The organism is Thermodesulfobacteriota bacterium (assembly GCA_025062045.1).
Taxonomy (GTDB): domain Bacteria; phylum Desulfobacterota; class Syntrophorhabdia; order Syntrophorhabdales; family JANXAF01; genus JANXAF01.
The window spans coordinates 1-19,667 of sequence record JANXAF010000004.1; the positions used below are offsets into that span (position 1 = coordinate 1).

The following is a 19,667-nucleotide window of genomic DNA, read 5'->3' on the forward strand; positions in this document are numbered from 1 at the left end:
ACTGCTGCCAAAATCCCGAGAATGATAATGGCCACTATCAGTTCGATTAATGTAAACCCTTTCTTTGATCGAACGTTCATCGTTAACCTCCTTTTGATATAAGAGTCTTGCTGTAAAGCTATCCTACCATCCCTTCCCAAACTGACCCGGTCTGTCCGTTCCTCCAGCTGTGTAGGTGAAGAGGTATGTTGAGCCGCCGACAGTTATTGTTCCACCCGTACCAGCACTGTGCCATGTGACAGAGGCACCTTCAACCTGTGCGGAAAGGACAACATCTCTTAAAGTATAGGTTGTGCCTTTGAGGAGATAGTTTGAAAAGAGTATAGTCTCCGCACCGCGAAGGGCTCCTAAGATAGCATCTGCCGTCGCATCTGCTGCATGTTTTCTTAGATCCAAATATCTGGGAATCGCAATGGCCGCAAGGATTCCGAGGATGATAATAATGATTATGAGCTCAATCAAAGTAAAACCCTTTGTGTTTCTCATGGAAACCTCCGTTTAGTTTTTTGTCTCTTACTTTGCAATTTTTATTCCCTCCTTGGAGCCTAATGAGTTAAACCTGTTACCAGTTTGACTACGAATTTTTGCCACAATTTTTTGAGACCGTCAACAAAAATTGTAGCTACGCTCTATTTTTCGGCCAAAAAAGCCATCTTATGATCCAAAGTGGCAAAAAATTTGAGATATAATATGGAACCATTGAAACCTTTTAGCCTTTTTATTCCCGTATTCAACGAAGAGGATCTATTAGAAACTAACACTGAGATCGTAAAATCCTACCTTTCAAGGAGACACTTCACCTACGAAATAGTCATAGTCGATAATGGTTCAACAGACAGTACATCTGAAATTGGAAGAGATTTAATGAAAAAGTATAAAGAGGTTAGGTTTTACACAGTCCCTAAAAGAGGACCTGGATACGCTTTAAAAAGGGCGCTTTTTGAGTTCAGATATGAAAATGTAGTGTTTATCGATATCGACCTTTCGATCAATCTTTCCTTCATAGAAGAAGCAGCAAGTCTTCTTGACAGTTATACGGTCGTTATAGGATCAAAGAAAAGGGGGAAAGACCAAAGAAATATCTTAAGAGTCTTTGCTGGGTCCTTATTTGTTCGGTTTGTCCAATTAATCCTCGGTCTCCCTTATAGCGATTATTCTATAGGAGGAAAGGCATTTAGAAAGAGCTTCCTTTTGGAGAATATAAGACTCATAGATGACCGCACAAACTACGTCCTCTCACTCATATATGCCGCCTATAAGAAGGGTGAAAGAATTATCGAGATTCCTGTTTTTTGCGACGACAAAAGGAAGAGCCGCTTCAGTCTCTTATCCGAAATCTTTTATAGATCTTACATGGTTTCAAAGCTGAGACTTGGTAAAGTTTTAAAAAAACCATAGTGCGGGCACGCAATTTACGTGCTAAAAAGCGCAAATCAAAAGAGGGGCTTTTTTGTAAGTTCCAAGTATTCAAGGATAGCTATAAGACAGAGAAGGCCCATTCCAATAAGTCCAAGAACGGTAAGAAGATCAATCCAATTAACCCTTTTTCCCATAAAAATGAGCAATTAACTTCCTAGCAAGTTTTGTGCCTTTTTTATTTCAGAAGATCAAATTCTGGTAGATGGATGGCCGTTTAATCTTGATGTGCGTTTTTTAAGGACTAAAATTACGAGAAAGCCGAGGGAGAGAAAAAAATATAGATCTCCCATCGTGTGAATCCAAGATCTGTCAAATTTTATAGATACGAAGCCACTTTCTGGAATAACAAGCATGAAGGATGGCGCGCAAAGATATACTTTTTTTGCTCCCTCCACCCGAAAAAGAGGATGGTAGCTTACCCTCACTAGATGTGGGTGGCCTATAAGAGGGGTCTCAAACTGAATCTCTTCCGGTCTCTGAGTGACCCTTATCGTGAATCGGCTAAGCGGAAAGCAAAGCGGTCTTCGCGGTATGTTTTTTATATCTTCTGTTTCGAGTCTAAACCTTACATCATCTTTTTCGGCGAGTATCAAGGGAACATCCAAGTTTTGAGGATCTTTAAACCATTCGTAAAAGTCCTTCTTCCAATTTTTACCCCTGTAAACTACAGGTTCCATCGTTACAGGCTTTACGAGAATGTAGTCTGTTGTCTTAACCTTGTATATCTCTATATCGCCGATTTTTGCCAAAGGCTCGTAGTAGTCCGGAAACTTCCTAATTTCCTCCTTTACTTTGTCGCTTTTTACTATGTAGTGGGTTACTCCAAACATCGATAGATGCATAGATGCGGTTTTTAAGTCGAGGTTTGCCACAGGATACTGCCAGAAAGGAGCGGATATTTCCTTTGATATCTCTGACTGGATGTAAAAGACGTAAGGCGAAGTGATGGAAGACTGCATGTAGAGCCCTTCAAGCGTATCCCTTCCCGTAAACATCTTCATAAGTTCAAATATGCGGACCGTGCCATACTTGTCGTAGCTTAAAGAGTGCTCGTAGACGACCCTTCCACCGTCGTGTAGTTCTTTGAGCTTTTCAAATATTCTCACAAGCTCAGGATATGCAGGTTTACTTTCAATTCCAGAATAGTTCCACTCGATCCATTTGGGTATGTAGGTCGTGTTGAACCTCAAAAAGACTGCAGTAAAAAGAAAAAACAGAATGACGTACTTCATCTTTGCGATGCCAAGTCTTTTTGTCCACAAAACAGAGGGCAAAAGCAAAAAGTACTGGGCAAAGGTCAAAAACCTTATGTCTCCGAGCCCTATTGGATACGCGATAAAATAGAGAAAAACTGAGACGGAAAAAGAATAAAGGAGGAAACGTACACTCTTTTCTTTAAAGAAGTAAAAAAAGGCAGCAAAAGACAAGGCAAAAAAAGGCACCATGTGTGGAGGAAGGACTTCCCTTATCGATCCAAAATGCCACTTAAACATAAAAGGTGTAGTGTAAGGCAAATTGTAAAGGAAGGGGATGAACCAGTACGCCATAAATCCGACTCCCAAAAGGTAGAACTTGAAAAGGTAGAGAAGCTCTTTAATAGGGGTCCTTTTTAGAAGAAAGAATGTGCTAATAAGAAGAAAGGTAAAAAGTGTGTAACCGTGACTGAGACCCATGATGGCGAAAAGAACTGAGTTAAGGATGAGGTGTCTTTCTTTTTCAATGCCGTAAAAGATAAAACCCAAAAGGGCCACAAAAACTGAAAAACTGAAAGAAAATGCGAATTCTCCGGCAAGGGTAGAAGGTATGTTTCCTCCCCACATCGTGTTTTCTTCGTTAAAGAGGAAATAAAGCGAAAGAATTGAGGAGAAAAGGCAGATCGACCTTTCAAACCCAAGAAGTGAAAATAAAAGATAAGTCGCAATCGGCAAAAAAAGCGAACCTAGAATCGTCGTAAGTTTAAAAGCAACTTGAGGAGGCAGAAATTCAGAAAGCATGGATGCTAAAAAAAATGGCAGAGGAAAGTAATGGTAAAATATCGGAAATCCAGCGTAATTACCCATAAAATAACCCATGATCTTACCATTCGGTAAAAGATACTCCTTCATGTACTTGAAAGCCATGTAATGGGAAGGCGTATCACCGCCTGCAGGGATAGTTTCTAAAAAGATAAGGTTCGGGTTAAACGTTGCAAAAAGGTAAGCAAAAATTCCCGCAAGAACGAAAAAACTAAAAACCATGACAAATGGAGTTCAAAAAATTTCAGGTGGCTTAGGTGGCGGTATTTCGGGAGGCGGTATAGGCCCAATCTGTGGACGACAAAACCAGCAGTTTCGATTGTTGCCACACTTCACAGGACTACAGAGACCGTCGCACAAATTCAGACATTCAGCAAGAGAGCTGTAATAGCCACAGTTCCTACAGGGTGTAAGGGTAGTCGTCGTCGTTGTCGTTGTAGTCGTTGTGGTAGTTGTTGTGGTTGTAGTCGTAGTTGTAGTAGTAGTTGTGGTTGTAGTCGTAGTCGTTGTAGTGGTTGTTGTGGTTGTAGTCGTAGTTGTTGTAGTCGTAGTCGTAGAAGTAGTTGTCGTTGTAGTCGTTGTCGGTACCTCTTCTACCGGACACTCTATATTTGGATAAGCCAAAGAAGATCCAGGTCGATCCATTCGATAAGCAAACGTGTATTTTTTTATCCTGACTTCCAGTGTTAGGTCACTAAAACTCACTATCTCCGCACCAAGATCGATCTGGGATAAAAGATCCCCCATCGTATAAGAGTAATTGGGACCCAAAAAAGCGGATCTGGCATAAAGGATTGAATTTGCACTCCTTAAGGCGGAACAGATCTTATTTGCCTGGGCGTATGCGGCACTTTTTGTGAAGTCCAAATACTTAATGAAAGCCACATAGGAAAGTATCCCAATGCTGACTATGATTATGAGAAGCTCTATTAGAGTTATTCCTCTTTTGTTAACCATCCGGACTTTACTTGGGTAATCTTTAAGCAATTTCTGTACCATTACAGGTTGGAAACGTCTATACCGTGCTTTTTTATTCTATACCAGATGCTTCTTTCCGAGATACCTAAAATGGAGGCTGCCTTTTTCTGATTCCCCTTTGTAGCCTTTAATGCCTCAATTATACGTTTCCTCTCCAGTTCTTCTATCTGCTCATCGAGGGAAGTCCCTTCCGTGTAATGTTTCTTCGTTCTTTCCCTCATGTGTATCGGGAGATCTTCTAGGGTGACATAGCCATCTTCAGATACCGAAACCGCGCTTTTTAAACAGGCCAAAAGCTCCCTTACATTTCCTGGCCACGCGTAGTTGAGAAGGTATTCTTTAGCCTCTTTTGATATTCCAAGCTTCCTCCCCAGATCCTTTTCAAGCTCCAAAAGAAAATGGTCGATCAACGGACCTATGTCTTCTTTTCTCTTCCGCAAAGGAGGCACATCTATCACAACACCTGAAAGTCTGTAGTAAAGGTCCGGCCTGAATTTTCCTTCGCCCATGGCTTCTATGAGATTTTTATTTGTGGCGGATATGATTCTCACATCAAGCTTAACTTTTTTCGTGCTTCCAAGCCTTTCTAGCTCCTTTGTTTCAACGACCCTAAGTATCTTTGCCTGCAAATTAGGACCCATCTCTCCGATTTCGTCTAAAAAGAGCGTACCTTTCTCCGCCAACTCAAATTTACCCTTTTTTTCACGGACCGCACCTGTAAATGCTCCTTTTTCGAAGCCGAAAAGTTCGCTTTCGAGAAGGGTTTCGGGGATGGATGCGCAATTTACCGGAACAAATTCCCCCTTCCTGTTAGACAGTTTGTGGATGAGTCTAGCTACAACTTCCTTTCCAACACCAGTCTCCCCCGTTATCAGAACGGGAACATCTGTCTCCGCAACTCTTTCGGCAAGCCTTATGACTTCTTTCATCATTTCGCTTTTAACAACTATACCGTGGTAAGTGGTAGCATCATGCCATTCCTTCTTTTTTAACTTTGCCTCCTTCTCAATTTCCCTTTTTGCGAGTGCCCTTTTTACAACTACTTTGAGCTCTTCAAGAGAGATGGGTTTCACAAAAAAGTCAATAGCTCCCTTTTCGATAGCAAGCATGGCGTTCTTTTTGGTTCCGTACGCTGTGATAACTATGATAGGAGCATCCGTAAACCTTTTTATCTCCTCTATCGCAGAAAGGCCATCTATACCAGGAAGCTTTATGTCGATGAGTACAAGATCCGTATCTTCTTTAATGGACGAACTTGCTTTCTCGTAGCTTTCGAAGGAGAGGACTCTATGGCCTTCCCGTCGTAACGCTTCCTCTATGAAGAACCTAACTCCGCTGTCATCCTCGATAAGTATGATCTCTTTCAATTGATCCTTACCTCTTCGGAAGCACTATTCTAAATTCAGTTCCTCCATCAGTATTGACCTCTATGTGACCATTGTGAAGCTTTACATTCTTTTCGGCAATAAAGAGGCCAAGCCCACGACCCTCTTTTTTTGTAGTATAGAAAGGTCGAAATAGAAGTTTTTTCTCCTCTTCGCCGATTTTTGAGCTTTGGTTATATACGGAGATAGAGATGGGATCACCGTCCTCTATTTTTACCTGCAGATACCCAGCATTCCTTTCAGCCTCAAACGCATTTTTTATAATGTTGTATACTGCTTGGTAGATCTTATTTTTGTCGCCTACGAAATGGGCATGTTTTTCAGCAAGAAAAGTTGAGCGGACAGTAGGAAATTCTCTCTTCAGAGATTCGTACGCCTCTTCTACTACATGAGTAAGATCAAATTCTTCAATTGAAGGCTCTGTGTCTGTAAAGTCTAAAAGCTCTTTCGTGAAGGCATCTATCCTTTTTGTGGCCTCAAGAATCCTTCTAAGATAGAGTTCCTCTTCGGGGTCCGCCTTCTCCAAAAGAAGCTGTGCCATTCCAACGACAGTACTTAGTGGATTTCTCACCTCATGGGCTATAACGAGTGCCATAAAGCCAAGGGGAATTATATATTCGAGTCTCTCGATGGTGGCAATCTTATGCTCGTTTTCGGTCTTGGATGCGTTTAGCTTTGCCTCTGCCACAAGCTTTTCGATCAATTCGTAAATCTCTATCATTCTTCCTTTCATCTTTTTCGGGCCTAGACCATATAAGCTATCCAATTTTCTCACCATGTCTTTTATGGGAGCTGTCATGGCAAAAAGGACAAGAAACACAAGAAAAGCACAAACTGCTGATATTCCTAGTAGAAGAATTTCGGGATACGAAACGTAAGCTGCTACATTTAGAGTGAAAAGGCCAATAAGAATGCAAACGAGAAAGACTAAGACAGGCACAAGGGTTGTTATGTTATATCTTAAATTTTTGGGGTCTCTAAAAAGCCGCAATCATCCTCCCGTCATCCTTACGGCCTGTATCATATTCCACCAGGGCATAAGCACTGCCAGAGCGAGAAAGAGAATCATAATAGATAAGGTTGCCGTCATAATGGGCTCTATCCATGCAGAAAGGCGGCTTATTGAGTATGTGACTTCACGATCGTAATGGGTCGATACCTCTTTTAGCATCTCCTCGAGGGCACCCGTTTCTTCTCCTGTTTGGACTAGATGAACAACGAGTGTGGGAAAGATCCCACTCTCTTTTAAAGGCTTGGAGATACCCCTCCCTTTCTCTATTTTCGTGCTTATCTCAGTTATCTTTTGGGCGATAAATTCGTTTCCAACTGTCTTTGAGACGACCTCAAATGTTCTCATTATGGGAACACCAGCCCTTATCATGTTCTCGAACATATAAGCAAACCTGCTCATGCAGATCTTCAATAGTATAGGGCCTATGATTGGAATTTTAAGTTTCAGCCTATCGAATAAGAGTCTACCAGTAGGAGTACGACTGTAAAAGTATAGGACGATCCCTAAAAGAACGAGAAGAGGAAAAATTAAGGGGCCGTAAGTCTGGACCAGACTGTTTATTAAAAGCATCATTCTCGTAGGAAGGGGAAGTTCCATTTTGAAGCCCTGAAAGAGTGCTGCAAAACGAGGAATTACAAAGGTTACAAGTACGAAAAAAGCAACTGCGATTCCTAAAGAGACCATTAAAGGATAGCGCATGGCACTTTTAAGCATCTCTTTGGTCTTCATCTGGAATTCGAGGATACCTGCAAGTCTTTCCAGTACGTCATCGAGGACACCCCCAACCTCTCCGGCTCTTACCATGCTTATATAAAGCTCGGAAAAGATATCCTTGTGCTTTGAGATGGCATCCGATAGACTCATTCCCCTGTCGATATCCTGAGAGATCTGTCTTATGGCTCTTTTCAGCTTCAAATTGGCCGTCTGTTCTTCGAGGCCCCTAAGACCGGAAATTAGAGGAATACCGGATCTTATAACGGTCTGAAGCTGTCTTGTGAAGAAGATAAGGTCATCGTCCTTTACTTTCTGAAAGCGGACCAAAACCTCCTTTAAGTCTAAAAAAGACCTCTCTTCAACAACTGACACAGGAATAAGACCCATGCTGTCAAGCTGAGAATACACAAGTACCTTTGTATCAGCCTCCATTGAGCCTACAATCAGACTTCCTTTTTCGTCTCTTGCTCTATAGAAGAATCTAGGCATAGTTTAATCCACCTGGACAGAGGACAGAGCTTCCTCGAGACTTGTAATTCCAAAGGCCACTTTCTTTAAAGCATCCTCCTTCATCTCAGTCATTCCCCTTTCTTTTGCCACATTTCTTATCGCATCGCTTGAGGCCTTTCTCATGACAAGCTCCCTTAAATGTTCATCCATGATCAAGATCTCAAAGATACCTATTCTTCCTCTGTACCCCGTATCTTTGCAGTTAGGACATCCCTTCGGTCTGAAGATAGAAATATCATCGGGAAGCCCGTGCTTTATGAGTACTTCTTTAGGCGGACTGTAAATCTCTTTGCATTCATTGCAAAGCCTGCGAATAAGCCTTTGAGCTATAACACATGTGACGGAGGATGCTACGAGAAAAGGCTCAATCCCCATCTCTATTAGTCTTGTCAGTGCGGATGGCGCATCGTTTGTGTGGAAAGTCGAAAGAACGATATGGCCAGTGAGCGCTGCATGAATCGCAACCTCTGCCGTTTCTCTATCCCTTATCTCACCTACCATTATTATATCAGGGTCCTGCCTTAAGATAGCCCTTAAGCCCTGGTCGAATGTAAACCCAGCTTTTACATTTATCTGAGCCTGCGTTATGTTTTCAATCGTGTACTCAACAGGATCCTCTATAGTTACGATGTTTTTTTCCTCGGTGTTCAAATAATTGAGAATGGCGTAGAGAGTTGTAGTTTTTCCGGAGCCTGTAGGACCTGTGGCCAAAATGAAACCGTAAGGCTTTTTGATGACCCTTTTTAGTCTTTCCACATCTTGGTCGAGAAGACCGATCCTATCTATTCCGTAAAGCGATGCTGTCTTATCAAGAAGTCTCATAACTACTTTTTCTCCGTAAATCGAAGGATAAGTTGAGACTCTGATACTCACCTCTTTTCCATCCTCTTTCACGTCGAACCTTCCATCTTGCGGAATCCTCGTCTTTGCTATATCCATGTTTGCCATGATCTTTATTCTCGAAACAATGGGAAGGTACATCTTCTTTGGAGGCGATGGTATCTCTCTAAGTTTCCCGTCTATCCTCATCCTTATTCTCATGAATTTTTCATACGGCTCTATGTGCACGTCCGAGGCATTATCGGATATGGCTTGCGATATTAGGCTATTTACGAACCTGATAACCGGTTCCTCCTCTGAAACATCAAGGACTTGTGTTTCAATTTCCTCTTTGATTTCTTCTACTTCTTCTTTTTTCGTTATCTCTTCCAGAGTCTCCTCAACCAATGTCTTAATCCCGTAATACTTTTGCAATGCCCTTTTTATCTGGGATTCAGTTGTGAGGAACACTTCAATCTCCATCTTCGTTATACGAGATATTTCGTCTAAAGCTGCAATATCAAGGGGGTCTGCGGTTGCAATTCTAAGCACGTTTGACTTTCTCCCTATCGGAATTATGGTGTACGTTTTTGCAAGATCTGGCGGCACAAGCTTTAGGACATCGGCGTCGATCTCAAGATCGTCCAAATTCACAACCGGAACTTTAAGCTGTTTTGTTAAGGCATCGACAATGTCTTTTTCAGTCAGAATCCCCATTCTAACAAGGATTCTTCCCAATTTTTCTCCGTATTTTCTTTGCTCCGAGATAGCCCTTGTAAGTTCTTCCTCTTTTAATTTTCCTGCATCAATAAGGATCTCCCCCAATCTCTTTCTTGGCATAATTTATGCTCTCACGTACTCGACTATCCTTGCAACGAAGGTGGCTTCTTCTTTAGTGATCTGTCTTTTCCGCAAAAGCTCACTTAAAGAGTCTTCCATCGTTTGCATACCATACTCCCTTCCAAGTTCCATGGCGGAGTACAGCTGATATGTCTTTCCCTCCCTTATCAAGTTCCTTATGGCAGGTGTACAGATAAGGATCTCACATGCCGGAATCCTTCCACCACCGACTCTTTTTAGAAGTCTTTGGCTTACTACTGCTTCAAGTGTTATCGAGAGCTGGGAGCGTATCTGCGCTTGTTGATGGGGCGGAAAGACATCGATTATCCTGTCAACAGTTTGGGGAGCAGAGGTCGTATGGAGTGTGGAGAATACGAGATGGCCTGTTTCGGCCGCGGTTATAGCCGCTTGCATCGTTTCAAGATCCCTCATTTCACCGATGAGAATGACATCAGGATCCTGCCTTAGGACATGCTTTAAGGCATTTGCAAAAGAATGGGTGTCCTCTCCAACCTCCCTTTGAGAGATGACAGACTTTTGGGGAATGTATACGTACTCTATGGGATCCTCAACCGTAACAATGTGGACAGACCTTTCCTCGTTTATTTGATTTATCATAGAAGCCAGGGTGGTGGACTTTCCAGAGCCGGTAGGACCGGTAACTAGAATAAGCCCGCTCTGTCTGCGCGTAAGATCTCTAAGTATGGGAGGTAGGCCTAAATCCTCAAGTCTCGGTATCCTATAAGGAATACAACGGATTGCTAAAGCGATACTGCCCCTTTGCATATAAACGTTTATTCTAAACCTGGCCCTCCCTTTGAATTCGTACGCAAAATCGAGCTCTTTTTCCTCAAAAAACTTCTTCTTTTTTTCTCTTGTCAGCAATTCCTCTAGAAATGAAGTAAGATCCGATGAAGTCAAAGGCCCCGATCGCATAGGTACAAGATCGCCATCAATTCTAAATGTAGGGGGCAGATTCTCAATAAGATGTAGATCCGAGGCGCCTTTCCTCACAGTTTCTTCCAGAAGCTCGATAATACTCAGTGCCAATCGGTACCTCCTCAGAAAAATCTCATATTCCTCAGAAAGATCTGCTTTATATCGCTATCGAAGTGGACTCCCACTATCCTCACTACCTGACCAGAAAAATTGCGGGGTATATTTATTGTGACGGAATGCCAGTCTTCATCCAGAATGAGCTCTAAAGGAGGATTCGGAAACTCAATTTGCTCTGATGTAGAAAAGGTTAGAAATATCCCAAAGGAATAGCCAGGCTTTACGACCCGGACATCCTTTATGAGATACTCCATTGAGAAAAAAGCTTTAAGTGTAAAACCGTCCTTTTTACCGTGTATTATTGAGTAATCGATTATGAAATTTCTGTCCACAGCTTTATAGAACTGACCTTCCATAAAAAGGAGGCCCGACGGGGTGTACATCAAAAAGCCAGAAGAATCCAAAAATTGCATTTCAGAAGAGTCGATCTGATAAAGAACGTTTTGCTTTTCTATACTTAGGGTTCCCCTCTTTCTATAAGAGGCGGATGTTGTGGGTCTTACCTCTCTTATCTTTTCTATGAAAACCTTTTCTTCTCGAGCCTGTTCTAAAGCTTCAGGAATGGGGATATAGCCTTTTTTCGCAAGTTCTAAGATAGAGTCGTCAAACTTTATCATGCCCTCTTTTTTTTGGGACTCCATGAGAGATGGAACCTGGTGAATCTTTCCTTCGCGGATGAGATTTCTAACCCCGTCAGTAACCGTAAGAACTTCACAGGCGCATACGTACCCTTTCTTGTCGATTCTAGGAATAAGCCTTTGGGAGCATATGCCTAAAAGGACATTGGCAAGTTGGGCATAAATGGCGCTCTTCTGTTCGTCTGGAAAAAAATCGATTATTCGATTGAGTGTCTGCACTGCGTCTCTCGTATGGAGCGTCGAAAAGACGAGATGACCAGTTTCAGCAAGCTCTATTGTTACCTTCATAGACTCTCTATCCCTTATTTCTCCGACAAGGATCACATCAGGATCTTCCCTCAATACCCTTTTTAGAGCTTCATTGAACGATTTTGTATCCCTTCCCACTTCCCTTTGGCTTATAATCGAGCTTTTTGGCTTAAATACGAATTCTATAGGATCCTCGATCGTGACTATGTGGCAAGCTCGTTCCCTATTTATTAACTCGATGAGAGAAGCAAGCGTTGTGGATTTTCCAGAGCCCGTAACTCCTGTCACTAAAAATAGACCCTGTCTTTTTTTAGCAAATTCCTTTAGAAACTCGGGAAGAAGTAACTCATCAAAGGAGGGAACCTCTTCCGGGATCAAACGTAAAACCAAACCGAGGGCTCCGGATCTTACAAATCCATTAACTCTCAGTCTCGAAGAACCGACCTCAATACTGTAATCTATCTCTTTTTCAGCGATGAACCTCTCCTTCTGCCATTGAGTCAGATTCTTTTCAAGAAATGACTCCAAATGGCGCCTCTCTAAGGGACGACCGTTCAGGCTTTTAAGTCCGTCAGCTTTTAGTATCGGAGGAAGTCCCTCGAAGAGAAAGATACTTTTTGCGGCTTCTTTTTTCGCCCTCTCAATTATTTCCAGAAACCCTCTCAAGATAGTTCAACCTCTCGATAACAGCCCTTTTTTGTTCCTTTGATTCCCCTTCCCTTAAATAGGCCCGATAATACCTTATGGCCTCTTTGTGTTCACCCCTTTCGTCTTTTATTAGGGCTAAAGCAAGATAAAGATTTGGATCCCTTACACCCTTTTCGATGAGTGGAAGTAGAACTCTTTCTGCCTCCGCATATTTCTTTTCGGATCTAAGTAAGTGCGAAAGATTTATGTACGGTTCAATCCCGCCTCCAAGTTCGATGGCTTTTTTGAAGTACTCTTCGGCTAGTTTCTTTTCCCCTTCTTGCGCAAGGACAATTCCTATATTGTTGTAAGCCTTGGGATAATCGGCCTTAAAGCTTAGACTCCTTCCAAAAAGGGAAAGGGCTTCTTTTTTTCTACCCTCTTTAAGATAGATGAGACCTAAATTGTTTAACGCTTCCACATGATCCTGCTTCTGTGCGAGAATCTCATAGTATATCCTCTTTGCCTCTTCTAACTTCCCTTTCTCAGCGAGAATCTGAGCCTCAGCAAAAAGTGTATTTAACCTTTCCATGTCGATTCTTTCCACGTTTAACTTCCTTGCCGTATCCAAAGAAGAACTTTCAGCGCTTTGAGGAACTAAAGCCTCCGCCTTTTCTGTTTTTGGAACCATCCGCGAAGGGGGTTTTTTGGATTTAGGAGAGGTCTTTATAGGTTTGGTTTTTGCGATCTCTCTCTTTTCGGGTTCAATTTTCTGAGCAGGAATTTCTTTTTTTTCTACTTTCTCTATTTCGACTTTAGGAGACGTATTAGGAGCCTTAGCAACTTCTGGAATGGTTCTAATCTCGCGTGTCTCTTCGATCCTTGTCTTCTCAATTGTGCTAAGCCCTTTATGAAGGAGAAAGAGTGCTGCCAACCCCAAAAATAGTAAAAGGAAGATCGATAAAGAAAGGGTTCTCCTTTTTTTCTCAGAGACACGACCCGAAAAGGGGATTCTGGCTTCTAGCTTTTTTCTTTCCTCTTCGGCCTTTTTTAACACATCAAGGATAAAACTCATAATGTTTCCTTTCCGTAAACTATCTTAGGCGTCAAAAGGATCACAAGCTCCGTCCGAACTCTTTCTTTAGATTTCGTTTTAAAAATCGGTCCAATAAGCGGGAGATTCATGGCCCCTTTTAGCCCAGTTTCGCTGTCTATAGTCTTGTCCTTTATAAGACCCCCAATAACGACGGATTCACCCTCTTTTACCCTAATTAACGTATCGACCTCCCTTACGGCAAGAATTGGAGCTGTGACCGTCATTCCAGCCTGGGTTGACTGTGCAAGTCCAACTTTTTCGGTAAGCACAGGATGGATATTCATCGTTATGTTTCCATCCCCGTCGATCTGAGGAATAACATCCAGTACAAGACCAACTGTTACGTATCTCGGCGTAGTTGTCGCCGTAGCCGGAGCCCCAGGAGTCACAACTATTGAGGATTCAAAAAAGACATCTTCAGTCGCAACTTTAATAACAGCTCTTTGGTTATTGAGGGTAGCTATCCTCGGATTGGAGATGATGTTTACCTTGCCGTAGGTCCTCAAAAGATCCACAAAAGCCTCAAACTTCGTTCCGGATATTATGCCAAACCTGAAATACTGGCTCGGTGGGGCAGGGAGTTGATCTTCCGGAACCCTGGGAATGTTGAAGTACCTGGTTTGAGGTGAAACTAGAATCTGTTCAGCATTCATCCTTATATCGTTCCATTTTGCGTTTATGTAAGCCCAGTTTACACCCTCCTTTGATGCCTCGTTAAGTTCAACCTCAATTATCCTTGCCTCAATCATAACCTGTCTTTGAATAGAGGCTTGTAAGGCCTCGAGAAAAAGGGCTATGTTTTTTTGGTTTCTAGGATAATCCATAACTATAACCAAAGATGCCTCTTTATTGAGGATCAGTTTTCCATCTGGGGACAAAAACTCTCTTAAGTTCGCTTCTAGTAACTTAAAAATGTCGGACTCTGTTTCGCTTTCTATTCGAATCGCCTCTTCTTTCGCCGTCCTTTCAGTTCCGGTCGTTCCCCTTAGTGTACTTAATCCCCTTTTTCTTAACGCTACGTAGTTTACAGGATAAACTTTCGTTTCTATCTGTGGTTTGGAGACGTAAAGTGTCCTCTCTTCTATCTTGAATGCAAAGTTTAAAGGGCCGAGAATGTATTCAAGAGCCTTCTCGAGAGTCACGTTTTTAAGATCGACAGTTATCTTTCCTTGAACCTCAGGAGAGATCACAACGTTAAAGTTCGTTTGTTTGCCTATCGCTTTGAGTACGTCTCTTACATCGGCCTCGCGGAGGGCAAAAGAGAAGACCTCCCTCGGTCCCTCTATGACTATCTTCTTTTCCCTTTCCGGTTGAGGAAGATAGGGGACAGAGATTTCGGGAGGCTGGATCTTGTCCCTTTCAACTCTTTCTTTTTTAGTTGTGGCGCAAAAAGAGAGGAAAAAAATTATAAAAAGGGTGATAAAAAGGCGCCCTGCCATGGTGCCTCCTATTCTTTTTCAAGTAAAATTGTTCTTCTCGACCCCTTACCCTCGAGACTCACGCTCTCTCTTCCTATGTCCACCACCTTCTCTCCGGTTTTTATTATATCACCTTTTGATACGATCTCATCGCCAATTATGGCCAGCCTACCTTTTTTCCCCTCGATTATCGCGTAAAGTTTGATGGGTACATCCGGGATCTTTCTTTCCTCTTCGGAACTTGTCTTTTTTTTCTCTTCCACGTAAAAGGGATCTCGCCCCCAGCTTTCAAAATAGGTTATTGAAACCTGTGTCTCAACTTTTGGCATCGCTGGCAGAGGACTGATGAGAGTTGTTATAGTTACAGGGTCTGGAACATTACCTACTTGACTTTTCTTCTGGACTTTTTTCGGCTCAGCAAAAACAAAAAGATAGACTGATAAAAGGACGGAGCCCAAAAATACAAATAGAACAGGCTTGCTTACCTTCATATTTCCCCTTTAAGCGCCTTTATTTCAAGAACCATCTGAGCCCTCACATATTTGCTGTCCTTTTCATCTACTGAAATTTTTCCCTTAACTACCCCTTTTATGGCAGGGTTTTTTTCAAGATTTTCCAAAAAGATTCCAACATCGAGGAATCTTCCCTTGACAGTTATCTCGAACGAGGGATAGATGAGCACCTTTCCTTCTAGACTCTTCAGGGAATTAAAAAGACCAGTAATACTTTCTACAACAAGCCCCCTTTTTTTTGCCTCCTGAGCTATTTCCCGGATTAAAAAAGGCGTCTGTCCGAATTCTGGAATTTTAGCCTTGACCTCCTTTAGCATACCTTCCATATCCTTTCTTTGACTAGTAAGTTTAATAATCACCTCCGTTTCCCTCTCTATCTTTGCTCTTTCATCTTTGAGCTCTTTGAGCTTTTTCTTACCCCCTTCGATCTTTGATGAGAAAGGGAAGTAGACTGTAACTAGCCATACGACTAAGAAGAGACAGGGAAAGAGAAGATAAAGATAAGCGGTCTTAAACTTCAATTCTTTCCTCCATAATCCCTGTAAGGGAAAACTCCAAAATTTTGTGGTCTTCACTCTCTTTCAGTCGTTTTTCAGAAACTTGAATGTCTTTCAGAATGCCGCGCTTCTCAAGGAGCATGATAAACCTAAAGAGGGATTCCTCAATGGTTGCGGGTTCGCCCACTGCGAAACCTTTTATAAGAACGGTGTACACGTTTTTGGTCTTATCCTTTTCGAAGGCAAGTTCCTTTAGATACACCCTTTCAGGCGTAAGATTTGAGATAGCCTTCAAAAGATAGACGAACGTTTTATTCTTTTTTTTTGCCTCAGATAAGATCTGCCCCATTTCACTGAGGTTCCCTGGCGTAATACCAGTATTCCTAAGAAGAAACTCCCGTTTTTCGTTTAGTAATTTCGTCTCTGCCTTAAGGTTAATTTCTAGGAATCTCAGTTTACTGTAGAGGCTAAATGAGAGAAAAAGAAAGACAGTAGCCAAAGCAACGGACAAGCCGATTCCAACCCTCTTTAGTCTCATATCTCTTTTCCATTCAGTTTTTTCGGGAGGAAGGAGATTCAAAACTTTCTCTGGCTTCTTTGTAAGGGCGACAAAGTATGCGGGCAAGAAAGACTCTTCCACATCAGCATATAAAAGAAGGGGTTCAACACTCATAGGCAACATTTCTTTGAATCGTTCTTCGAGCCCAGGTATCATGGAACCCCTGCCGGTGAGGTAGAGGTGTTCACACACTTCCGTAGGGTATCTCTGGTTATAAACGTTTATCGTCCTTTCGAGTTCTCCTGATAGCCTCTCCAGAGGGGGAAGGAGATAGGGTTCGGTCTCAGGCGTAAACCCTTTTTCAGTTTTGAGAGTTTCCGCTTCCTCGAAACTGAGACCGAGACCCATTACTAATGAATCCGTAAAGCTTTCGCCGGCTGTGAGTATCTCCCGGACAAAAGAGAGTCTGTTATTTCTAAAAATATACAGGCCTGTTAGCCTCCCGCCTATATCTATTATTCCGAAATTCTTTCTTTCCCTTTTTAGAGCCTTGGCAATCTCGGAATAAGGTGCAAGCGGATCGGTAATGAGAGAGATATTTTTAAAACCTTGCTCTTCAAAAATACCGATGAGTCTTTCAACGAACTCCCTTTTTACACCGACAAAGTACATCTCCTCCCTTCTTATTCCCTTTTCATCTACAGGACCGATTGAGCCGTAATGGAATATGTAGGTATCGAGGGGCTCACCGAGTACTTTGGGAAGGGACCACTTTACGGCTTCTTTGAGCTCTTCTTTAGGAAGAGGAGGAAGGGTGAAGGTTCTTTTGACGATCTCGGTTGTGGTGATCGTGAGCCTTATCTCAAAATCCGTACCCTCCTTCTCCTTTATATCCGCAAGTATGGATGGGAGATCGTCCAACGAGCCGGAATAAGGATATATGCCTTTTGCCCTGACTACACCTTTTTTCCTAATGATAACATACTTTACGGAAGTCGAACCTATGTCTATAGAGAGGATCTGCATTTTCTATCCTTTAATACTTCACTTTTCACAGGTCGGGATCTTCTCAGGATCGATAGTGAATCTCGAAACATAAAAGGTGGAGGATGCGAGATCGTCCTTCCAGAAAACCTTCAGATGATGGGCAACTTTGAAGTTCCAGCTTTTTAGATTTAGGATGATAGATATTCGGGTGTCAGTTGAAGCTGGCATCTCATAGTAAGGGACTATATTGAAAAAGAGGGTCGCATAACGCGTGTCCGGAATCCTTACACATTTATCTTTTCCCTCCTTACAGGGCGCCTCTTCACAACCTTTCTTTTCGCAGGGAGGACAGACGCCTTCTCTGCATCTTGTATCGTTTTCAGCACTGTAAACTAAAACCTGTCTTCCCGGTTTTTCCTCGAAGGCGATGCTTAAAAGACATGTGGAACAGTTTTTGTCCTCAATGCTTAAATCTATTCTCCATATGTAAATTTTTGAGCCGGTGTTATTGAGGATAGGGATTCTAAAGTCATCCTGACCCCGAATCTTACAGGGGAGATTGTTGGGAAATAGGCTTACCCCTCCTTGGAGGTAACCTGTAAATCCTTCAAGTCTCACTTCCCTCTTTCCAAGACCGGAAGAGGCTGTGCTCGTAAGAGAGTTACTATTCGGATCGTAATTTACCGTAACTACACCCCTTCCTAAGTTGATAGTCCTCGGAAATACCGATTGTGGATTTTCAATAAAGGAGTACCCCTTATCATGGGCGTACCTTATGGAAAACTCTATTCCTGCATTCGCAAGGCATAGGGCTTCGAAAGATCTGGCCTCTATTGGATATGATCTCATCTTAGAGCTCATAAAGGAGACGACCCCTGCGCCCAGAATTCCGCTTACGACAATTATGGCGATAAGTACTACTAGGGATATTCCTTTTTTATCTGATAACATCCTCGTATCCTCCGTGAAAACTCCTTCCCCTAAAATAGCGCGCATTTTTCACATTCTTGGGACATACCGTTGAAGCCACACTCAAAGAAAGATCTTCTTTTTGGAGCCTGATCGTTATTTCAAAGTAAGGATCCTGATTTGTTCCTCCCCCTTTGTATCTCACCCTGAAATCACTCACATTGCTCACAAGGACCTTTCCTTCGGGGTAAGGCGGTCTTGGAAACGTATCTGCCATGGAAGCCCTCATTAGCCGGTTGCCCCGAAAGTAAAATATAACGTATTTCTTTGTCTGACCCGGAAGAAGCGGGTCTTCTGGAGTGGGATGGGCTAGTTCAAATACGAGAGCTTGAGATTCTAGAACATTTGGGTTCGGCAAGAAGTTTGGCTCAAGGAGTGTGATATCTACTTTTGCGTCCCTTAGTTCCCTCGTTATCCTTTCTAAAGCGTAGGTAGCCTCTTCATGGAGCTCCCTCGCAGATCCTAAAGTTGCGTATGTCTTGGACTGGAAGTATAAAAAACCGAAGAAAAAGATCGAAAGGATGGAAAGTAGGAGAGCGGTAATAACAAGTTCAATAAGCGTTAAGCCTGTACTACTCTTCATCTAGGGGCCTTTTTGAAACGAGCGTGGTTACCAAAAATTCTACGCCCTTCGGTTCTTTAACGTAGAGCTCTATGAGTTTGTACTTTGTTTCCGTTTGGGATTCTACAAAGGTTATCGATTGTCCCGATTCGACGTATCTTACAAACTTGATAGAACACTTCCATCTGTACGTGGGCTCACCAGAGAAAGGCACGTAACCTGAGGGACAGTCATTGGCGGAGATACTGTCGAAGGACTTGCTCGTTATTTCTTCGAGTTTGGACTCCGCAAGGAATCTGGCTTTAACGATCGATTCGGGTTTTGCCGCGTCCTTTAGAACAGTATGGTACGCGATAAATGTAAAAGGCACAAAAATTCCCGCAACTACGATGAAGACTAAAAGCTCAGTGAGGCTCAATCCGGAACTATTCGATCTTTCCGGTGACGGCATAGATTCTTATGGCCTTGCCTCCTGAAAGATAGATGTATCGGTCATGGGAATCAGGAAAATCGGGTTCTCCCAATGTGTTAAAAACGAGCGCATTGCCCGGAAGCGTTGTTCTTTCAACTACCGTGCCCTCGGGAAGTCTTTTTCTCTCACCATCTATGAAGTACTCACCGGTGCCAGGGTAAAACTGAACAGTTTTTTTTGCCAGTTGGCCCATAGTGATTAACTGAACCGATCTTATGTCAGCAACGAGCTGATCGTAGGCTGTCTCTGCCAAATAGTCGGTTTTGGAGAAATACCTGTACCCGACCGCCAAAGAGAGTACCGCGACAGCAGCAATAAGAATCAGAAGTTCAGTAAGAGTGAATCCCTTCGTCAAATGAGTGATACAATTATAACAAAGTCTTGCCATTTTGA

18 protein-coding genes and 1 pseudogene are annotated in these 19,667 nt (G+C 42.5%); 1 reads left to right on the forward strand and 18 read right to left on the reverse strand.

What is annotated here, in order from left to right; genetic code table 11:
• Positions 1-393: 393 nt before the first annotated feature.
• Positions 394-486 (reverse strand): annotated as a pseudogene (locus NZ583_03890) (prepilin-type N-terminal cleavage/methylation domain-containing protein).
• A gap of 204 nt (positions 487-690) precedes the next feature.
• On the opposite strand from NZ583_03890, the gene NZ583_03895 reads away from it, so the two are divergent.
• Positions 691-1,398 (forward strand): glycosyltransferase, encoded by a 708-nt coding sequence (locus NZ583_03895; GenBank protein MCS7280753.1) that lies wholly within the window; start codon positions 691-693, stop codon positions 1,396-1,398.
• Positions 1,399-1,607: 209 nt separating this feature from the next.
• Here NZ583_03895 and NZ583_03900 read toward each other — a convergent pair whose 3' ends face one another.
• From NZ583_03900 to NZ583_03980, 17 genes are read right to left on the reverse strand one after another with little or no spacing between them, the layout of a single operon-like run.
• Complete coding sequence (locus tag NZ583_03900) at positions 1,608-3,656, reverse strand: 6-pyruvoyl-tetrahydropterin synthase-related protein (protein ID MCS7280754.1); 2,049 nt, start codon at positions 3,654-3,656, stop codon at positions 1,608-1,610.
• A 12-nt stretch (positions 3,657-3,668) separates the two neighbouring features.
• On the reverse strand, positions 3,669-4,391 hold the full coding sequence (locus NZ583_03905) for a hypothetical protein (GenBank protein MCS7280755.1): 723 nt from the start codon (positions 4,389-4,391) through the stop codon (positions 3,669-3,671).
• A 41-nt stretch (positions 4,392-4,432) separates the two neighbouring features.
• Positions 4,433-5,779, reverse strand: a complete 1,347-nt coding sequence (locus NZ583_03910; GenBank protein ID MCS7280756.1) for a sigma-54 dependent transcriptional regulator — start codon at positions 5,777-5,779, stop codon at positions 4,433-4,435.
• A 7-nt stretch (positions 5,780-5,786) separates the two neighbouring features.
• Complete coding sequence (locus NZ583_03915; GenBank protein ID MCS7280757.1) at positions 5,787-6,788, reverse strand: HAMP domain-containing histidine kinase; 1,002 nt, start codon at positions 6,786-6,788, stop codon at positions 5,787-5,789.
• Positions 6,789-8,012: a type II secretion system F family protein gene (locus tag NZ583_03920; protein ID MCS7280758.1), complete on the reverse strand. Its 1,224-nt coding sequence runs from the start codon at positions 8,010-8,012 to the stop codon at positions 6,789-6,791.
• Positions 8,013-8,015: 3 nt separating this feature from the next.
• The gene (locus tag NZ583_03925) at positions 8,016-9,692 is read right to left on the reverse strand and encodes an ATPase, T2SS/T4P/T4SS family (protein MCS7280759.1); all 1,677 of its coding nucleotides are present in this window, start codon (positions 9,690-9,692) and stop codon (positions 8,016-8,018) included.
• A gap of 3 nt (positions 9,693-9,695) precedes the next feature.
• Positions 9,696-10,736, reverse strand: coding sequence for a type IV pilus twitching motility protein PilT (locus tag NZ583_03930; protein MCS7280760.1), 1,041 nt, complete (start codon positions 10,734-10,736; stop codon positions 9,696-9,698).
• A gap of 17 nt (positions 10,737-10,753) precedes the next feature.
• Positions 10,754-12,301 carry a PilT/PilU family type 4a pilus ATPase gene (locus NZ583_03935; GenBank protein ID MCS7280761.1) on the reverse strand — a complete coding sequence of 516 codons (1,548 nt, stop codon included), beginning with the start codon at positions 12,299-12,301 and terminating at the stop codon, positions 10,754-10,756.
• On the reverse strand, positions 12,276-13,337 hold the full coding sequence (locus NZ583_03940) for a tetratricopeptide repeat protein (GenBank protein ID MCS7280762.1): 1,062 nt from the start codon (positions 13,335-13,337) through the stop codon (positions 12,276-12,278). Before NZ583_03940 ends, NZ583_03935 begins: the two co-directional genes overlap by 26 nt.
• On the reverse strand, positions 13,334-14,797 hold the full coding sequence (locus NZ583_03945) for a secretin and TonB N-terminal domain-containing protein (protein ID MCS7280763.1): 1,464 nt from the start codon (positions 14,795-14,797) through the stop codon (positions 13,334-13,336). Before NZ583_03945 ends, NZ583_03940 begins: the two co-directional genes overlap by 4 nt.
• Before the next feature lie 8 nt (positions 14,798-14,805).
• On the reverse strand, positions 14,806-15,267 hold the full coding sequence (locus NZ583_03950; protein MCS7280764.1) for a hypothetical protein: 462 nt from the start codon (positions 15,265-15,267) through the stop codon (positions 14,806-14,808).
• The gene (gene pilO / locus NZ583_03955; protein MCS7280765.1) at positions 15,264-15,809 is read right to left on the reverse strand and encodes a type 4a pilus biogenesis protein PilO; all 546 of its coding nucleotides are present in this window, start codon (positions 15,807-15,809) and stop codon (positions 15,264-15,266) included. The genes NZ583_03950 and pilO overlap by 4 nt, the downstream gene beginning before the upstream one ends.
• Positions 15,799-17,310 carry a pilus assembly protein PilM gene (gene pilM / locus NZ583_03960; protein MCS7280766.1) on the reverse strand — a complete coding sequence of 504 codons (1,512 nt, stop codon included), beginning with the start codon at positions 17,308-17,310 and terminating at the stop codon, positions 15,799-15,801. Before pilM ends, pilO begins: the two co-directional genes overlap by 11 nt.
• An 18-nt stretch (positions 17,311-17,328) precedes the next feature.
• A complete protein-coding gene (locus tag NZ583_03965) occupies positions 17,329-18,222 on the reverse strand; it encodes a hypothetical protein (GenBank protein MCS7280767.1) in 894 nt (297 codons plus the stop codon).
• Complete coding sequence (locus NZ583_03970) at positions 18,209-18,823, reverse strand: hypothetical protein (protein MCS7280768.1); 615 nt, start codon at positions 18,821-18,823, stop codon at positions 18,209-18,211. Before NZ583_03970 ends, NZ583_03965 begins: the two co-directional genes overlap by 14 nt.
• Positions 18,813-19,253, reverse strand: a complete 441-nt coding sequence (locus NZ583_03975) for a hypothetical protein (GenBank protein ID MCS7280769.1) — start codon at positions 19,251-19,253, stop codon at positions 18,813-18,815. The genes NZ583_03970 and NZ583_03975 overlap by 11 nt, the downstream gene beginning before the upstream one ends.
• The gene (locus tag NZ583_03980) at positions 19,228-19,662 is read right to left on the reverse strand and encodes a hypothetical protein (GenBank protein MCS7280770.1); all 435 of its coding nucleotides are present in this window, start codon (positions 19,660-19,662) and stop codon (positions 19,228-19,230) included. Before NZ583_03980 ends, NZ583_03975 begins: the two co-directional genes overlap by 26 nt.
• Positions 19,663-19,667: the final 5 nt, after the last annotated feature.

Excerpts from the sequence above, each read along its gene's own strand:
- NZ583_03895 (MCS7280753.1), top strand. The coding sequence starts at position 691 with ATGGAACCATTGAAACCTTTTAGCCTTTTTATTCCCGTATTCAACGAA.
- NZ583_03900 (MCS7280754.1), bottom strand. The coding sequence starts at position 3,656 with ATGGTTTTTAGTTTTTTCGTTCTTGCGGGAATTTTTGCTTACCTTTTT.
- NZ583_03905 (MCS7280755.1), bottom strand. The coding sequence starts at position 4,391 with ATGGTTAACAAAAGAGGAATAACTCTAATAGAGCTTCTCATAATCATA.
- NZ583_03920 (MCS7280758.1), bottom strand. The coding sequence starts at position 8,012 with ATGCCTAGATTCTTCTATAGAGCAAGAGACGAAAAAGGAAGTCTGATT.
- NZ583_03925 (MCS7280759.1), bottom strand. The coding sequence starts at position 9,692 with ATGCCAAGAAAGAGATTGGGGGAGATCCTTATTGATGCAGGAAAATTA.
- NZ583_03940 (MCS7280762.1), bottom strand. The coding sequence starts at position 13,337 with ATGAGTTTTATCCTTGATGTGTTAAAAAAGGCCGAAGAGGAAAGAAAA.
- NZ583_03945 (MCS7280763.1), bottom strand. The coding sequence starts at position 14,797 with ATGGCAGGGCGCCTTTTTATCACCCTTTTTATAATTTTTTTCCTCTCT.
- NZ583_03950 (MCS7280764.1), bottom strand. The coding sequence starts at position 15,267 with ATGAAGGTAAGCAAGCCTGTTCTATTTGTATTTTTGGGCTCCGTCCTT.
- pilM (MCS7280766.1), bottom strand. The coding sequence starts at position 17,310 with ATGCAGATCCTCTCTATAGACATAGGTTCGACTTCCGTAAAGTATGTT.
- NZ583_03965 (MCS7280767.1), bottom strand. The coding sequence starts at position 18,222 with ATGTTATCAGATAAAAAAGGAATATCCCTAGTAGTACTTATCGCCATA.
- NZ583_03970 (MCS7280768.1), bottom strand. The coding sequence starts at position 18,823 with ATGAAGAGTAGTACAGGCTTAACGCTTATTGAACTTGTTATTACCGCT.
- NZ583_03975 (MCS7280769.1), bottom strand. The coding sequence starts at position 19,253 with ATGCCGTCACCGGAAAGATCGAATAGTTCCGGATTGAGCCTCACTGAG.
- NZ583_03980 (MCS7280770.1), bottom strand. The coding sequence starts at position 19,662 with ATGGCAAGACTTTGTTATAATTGTATCACTCATTTGACGAAGGGATTC.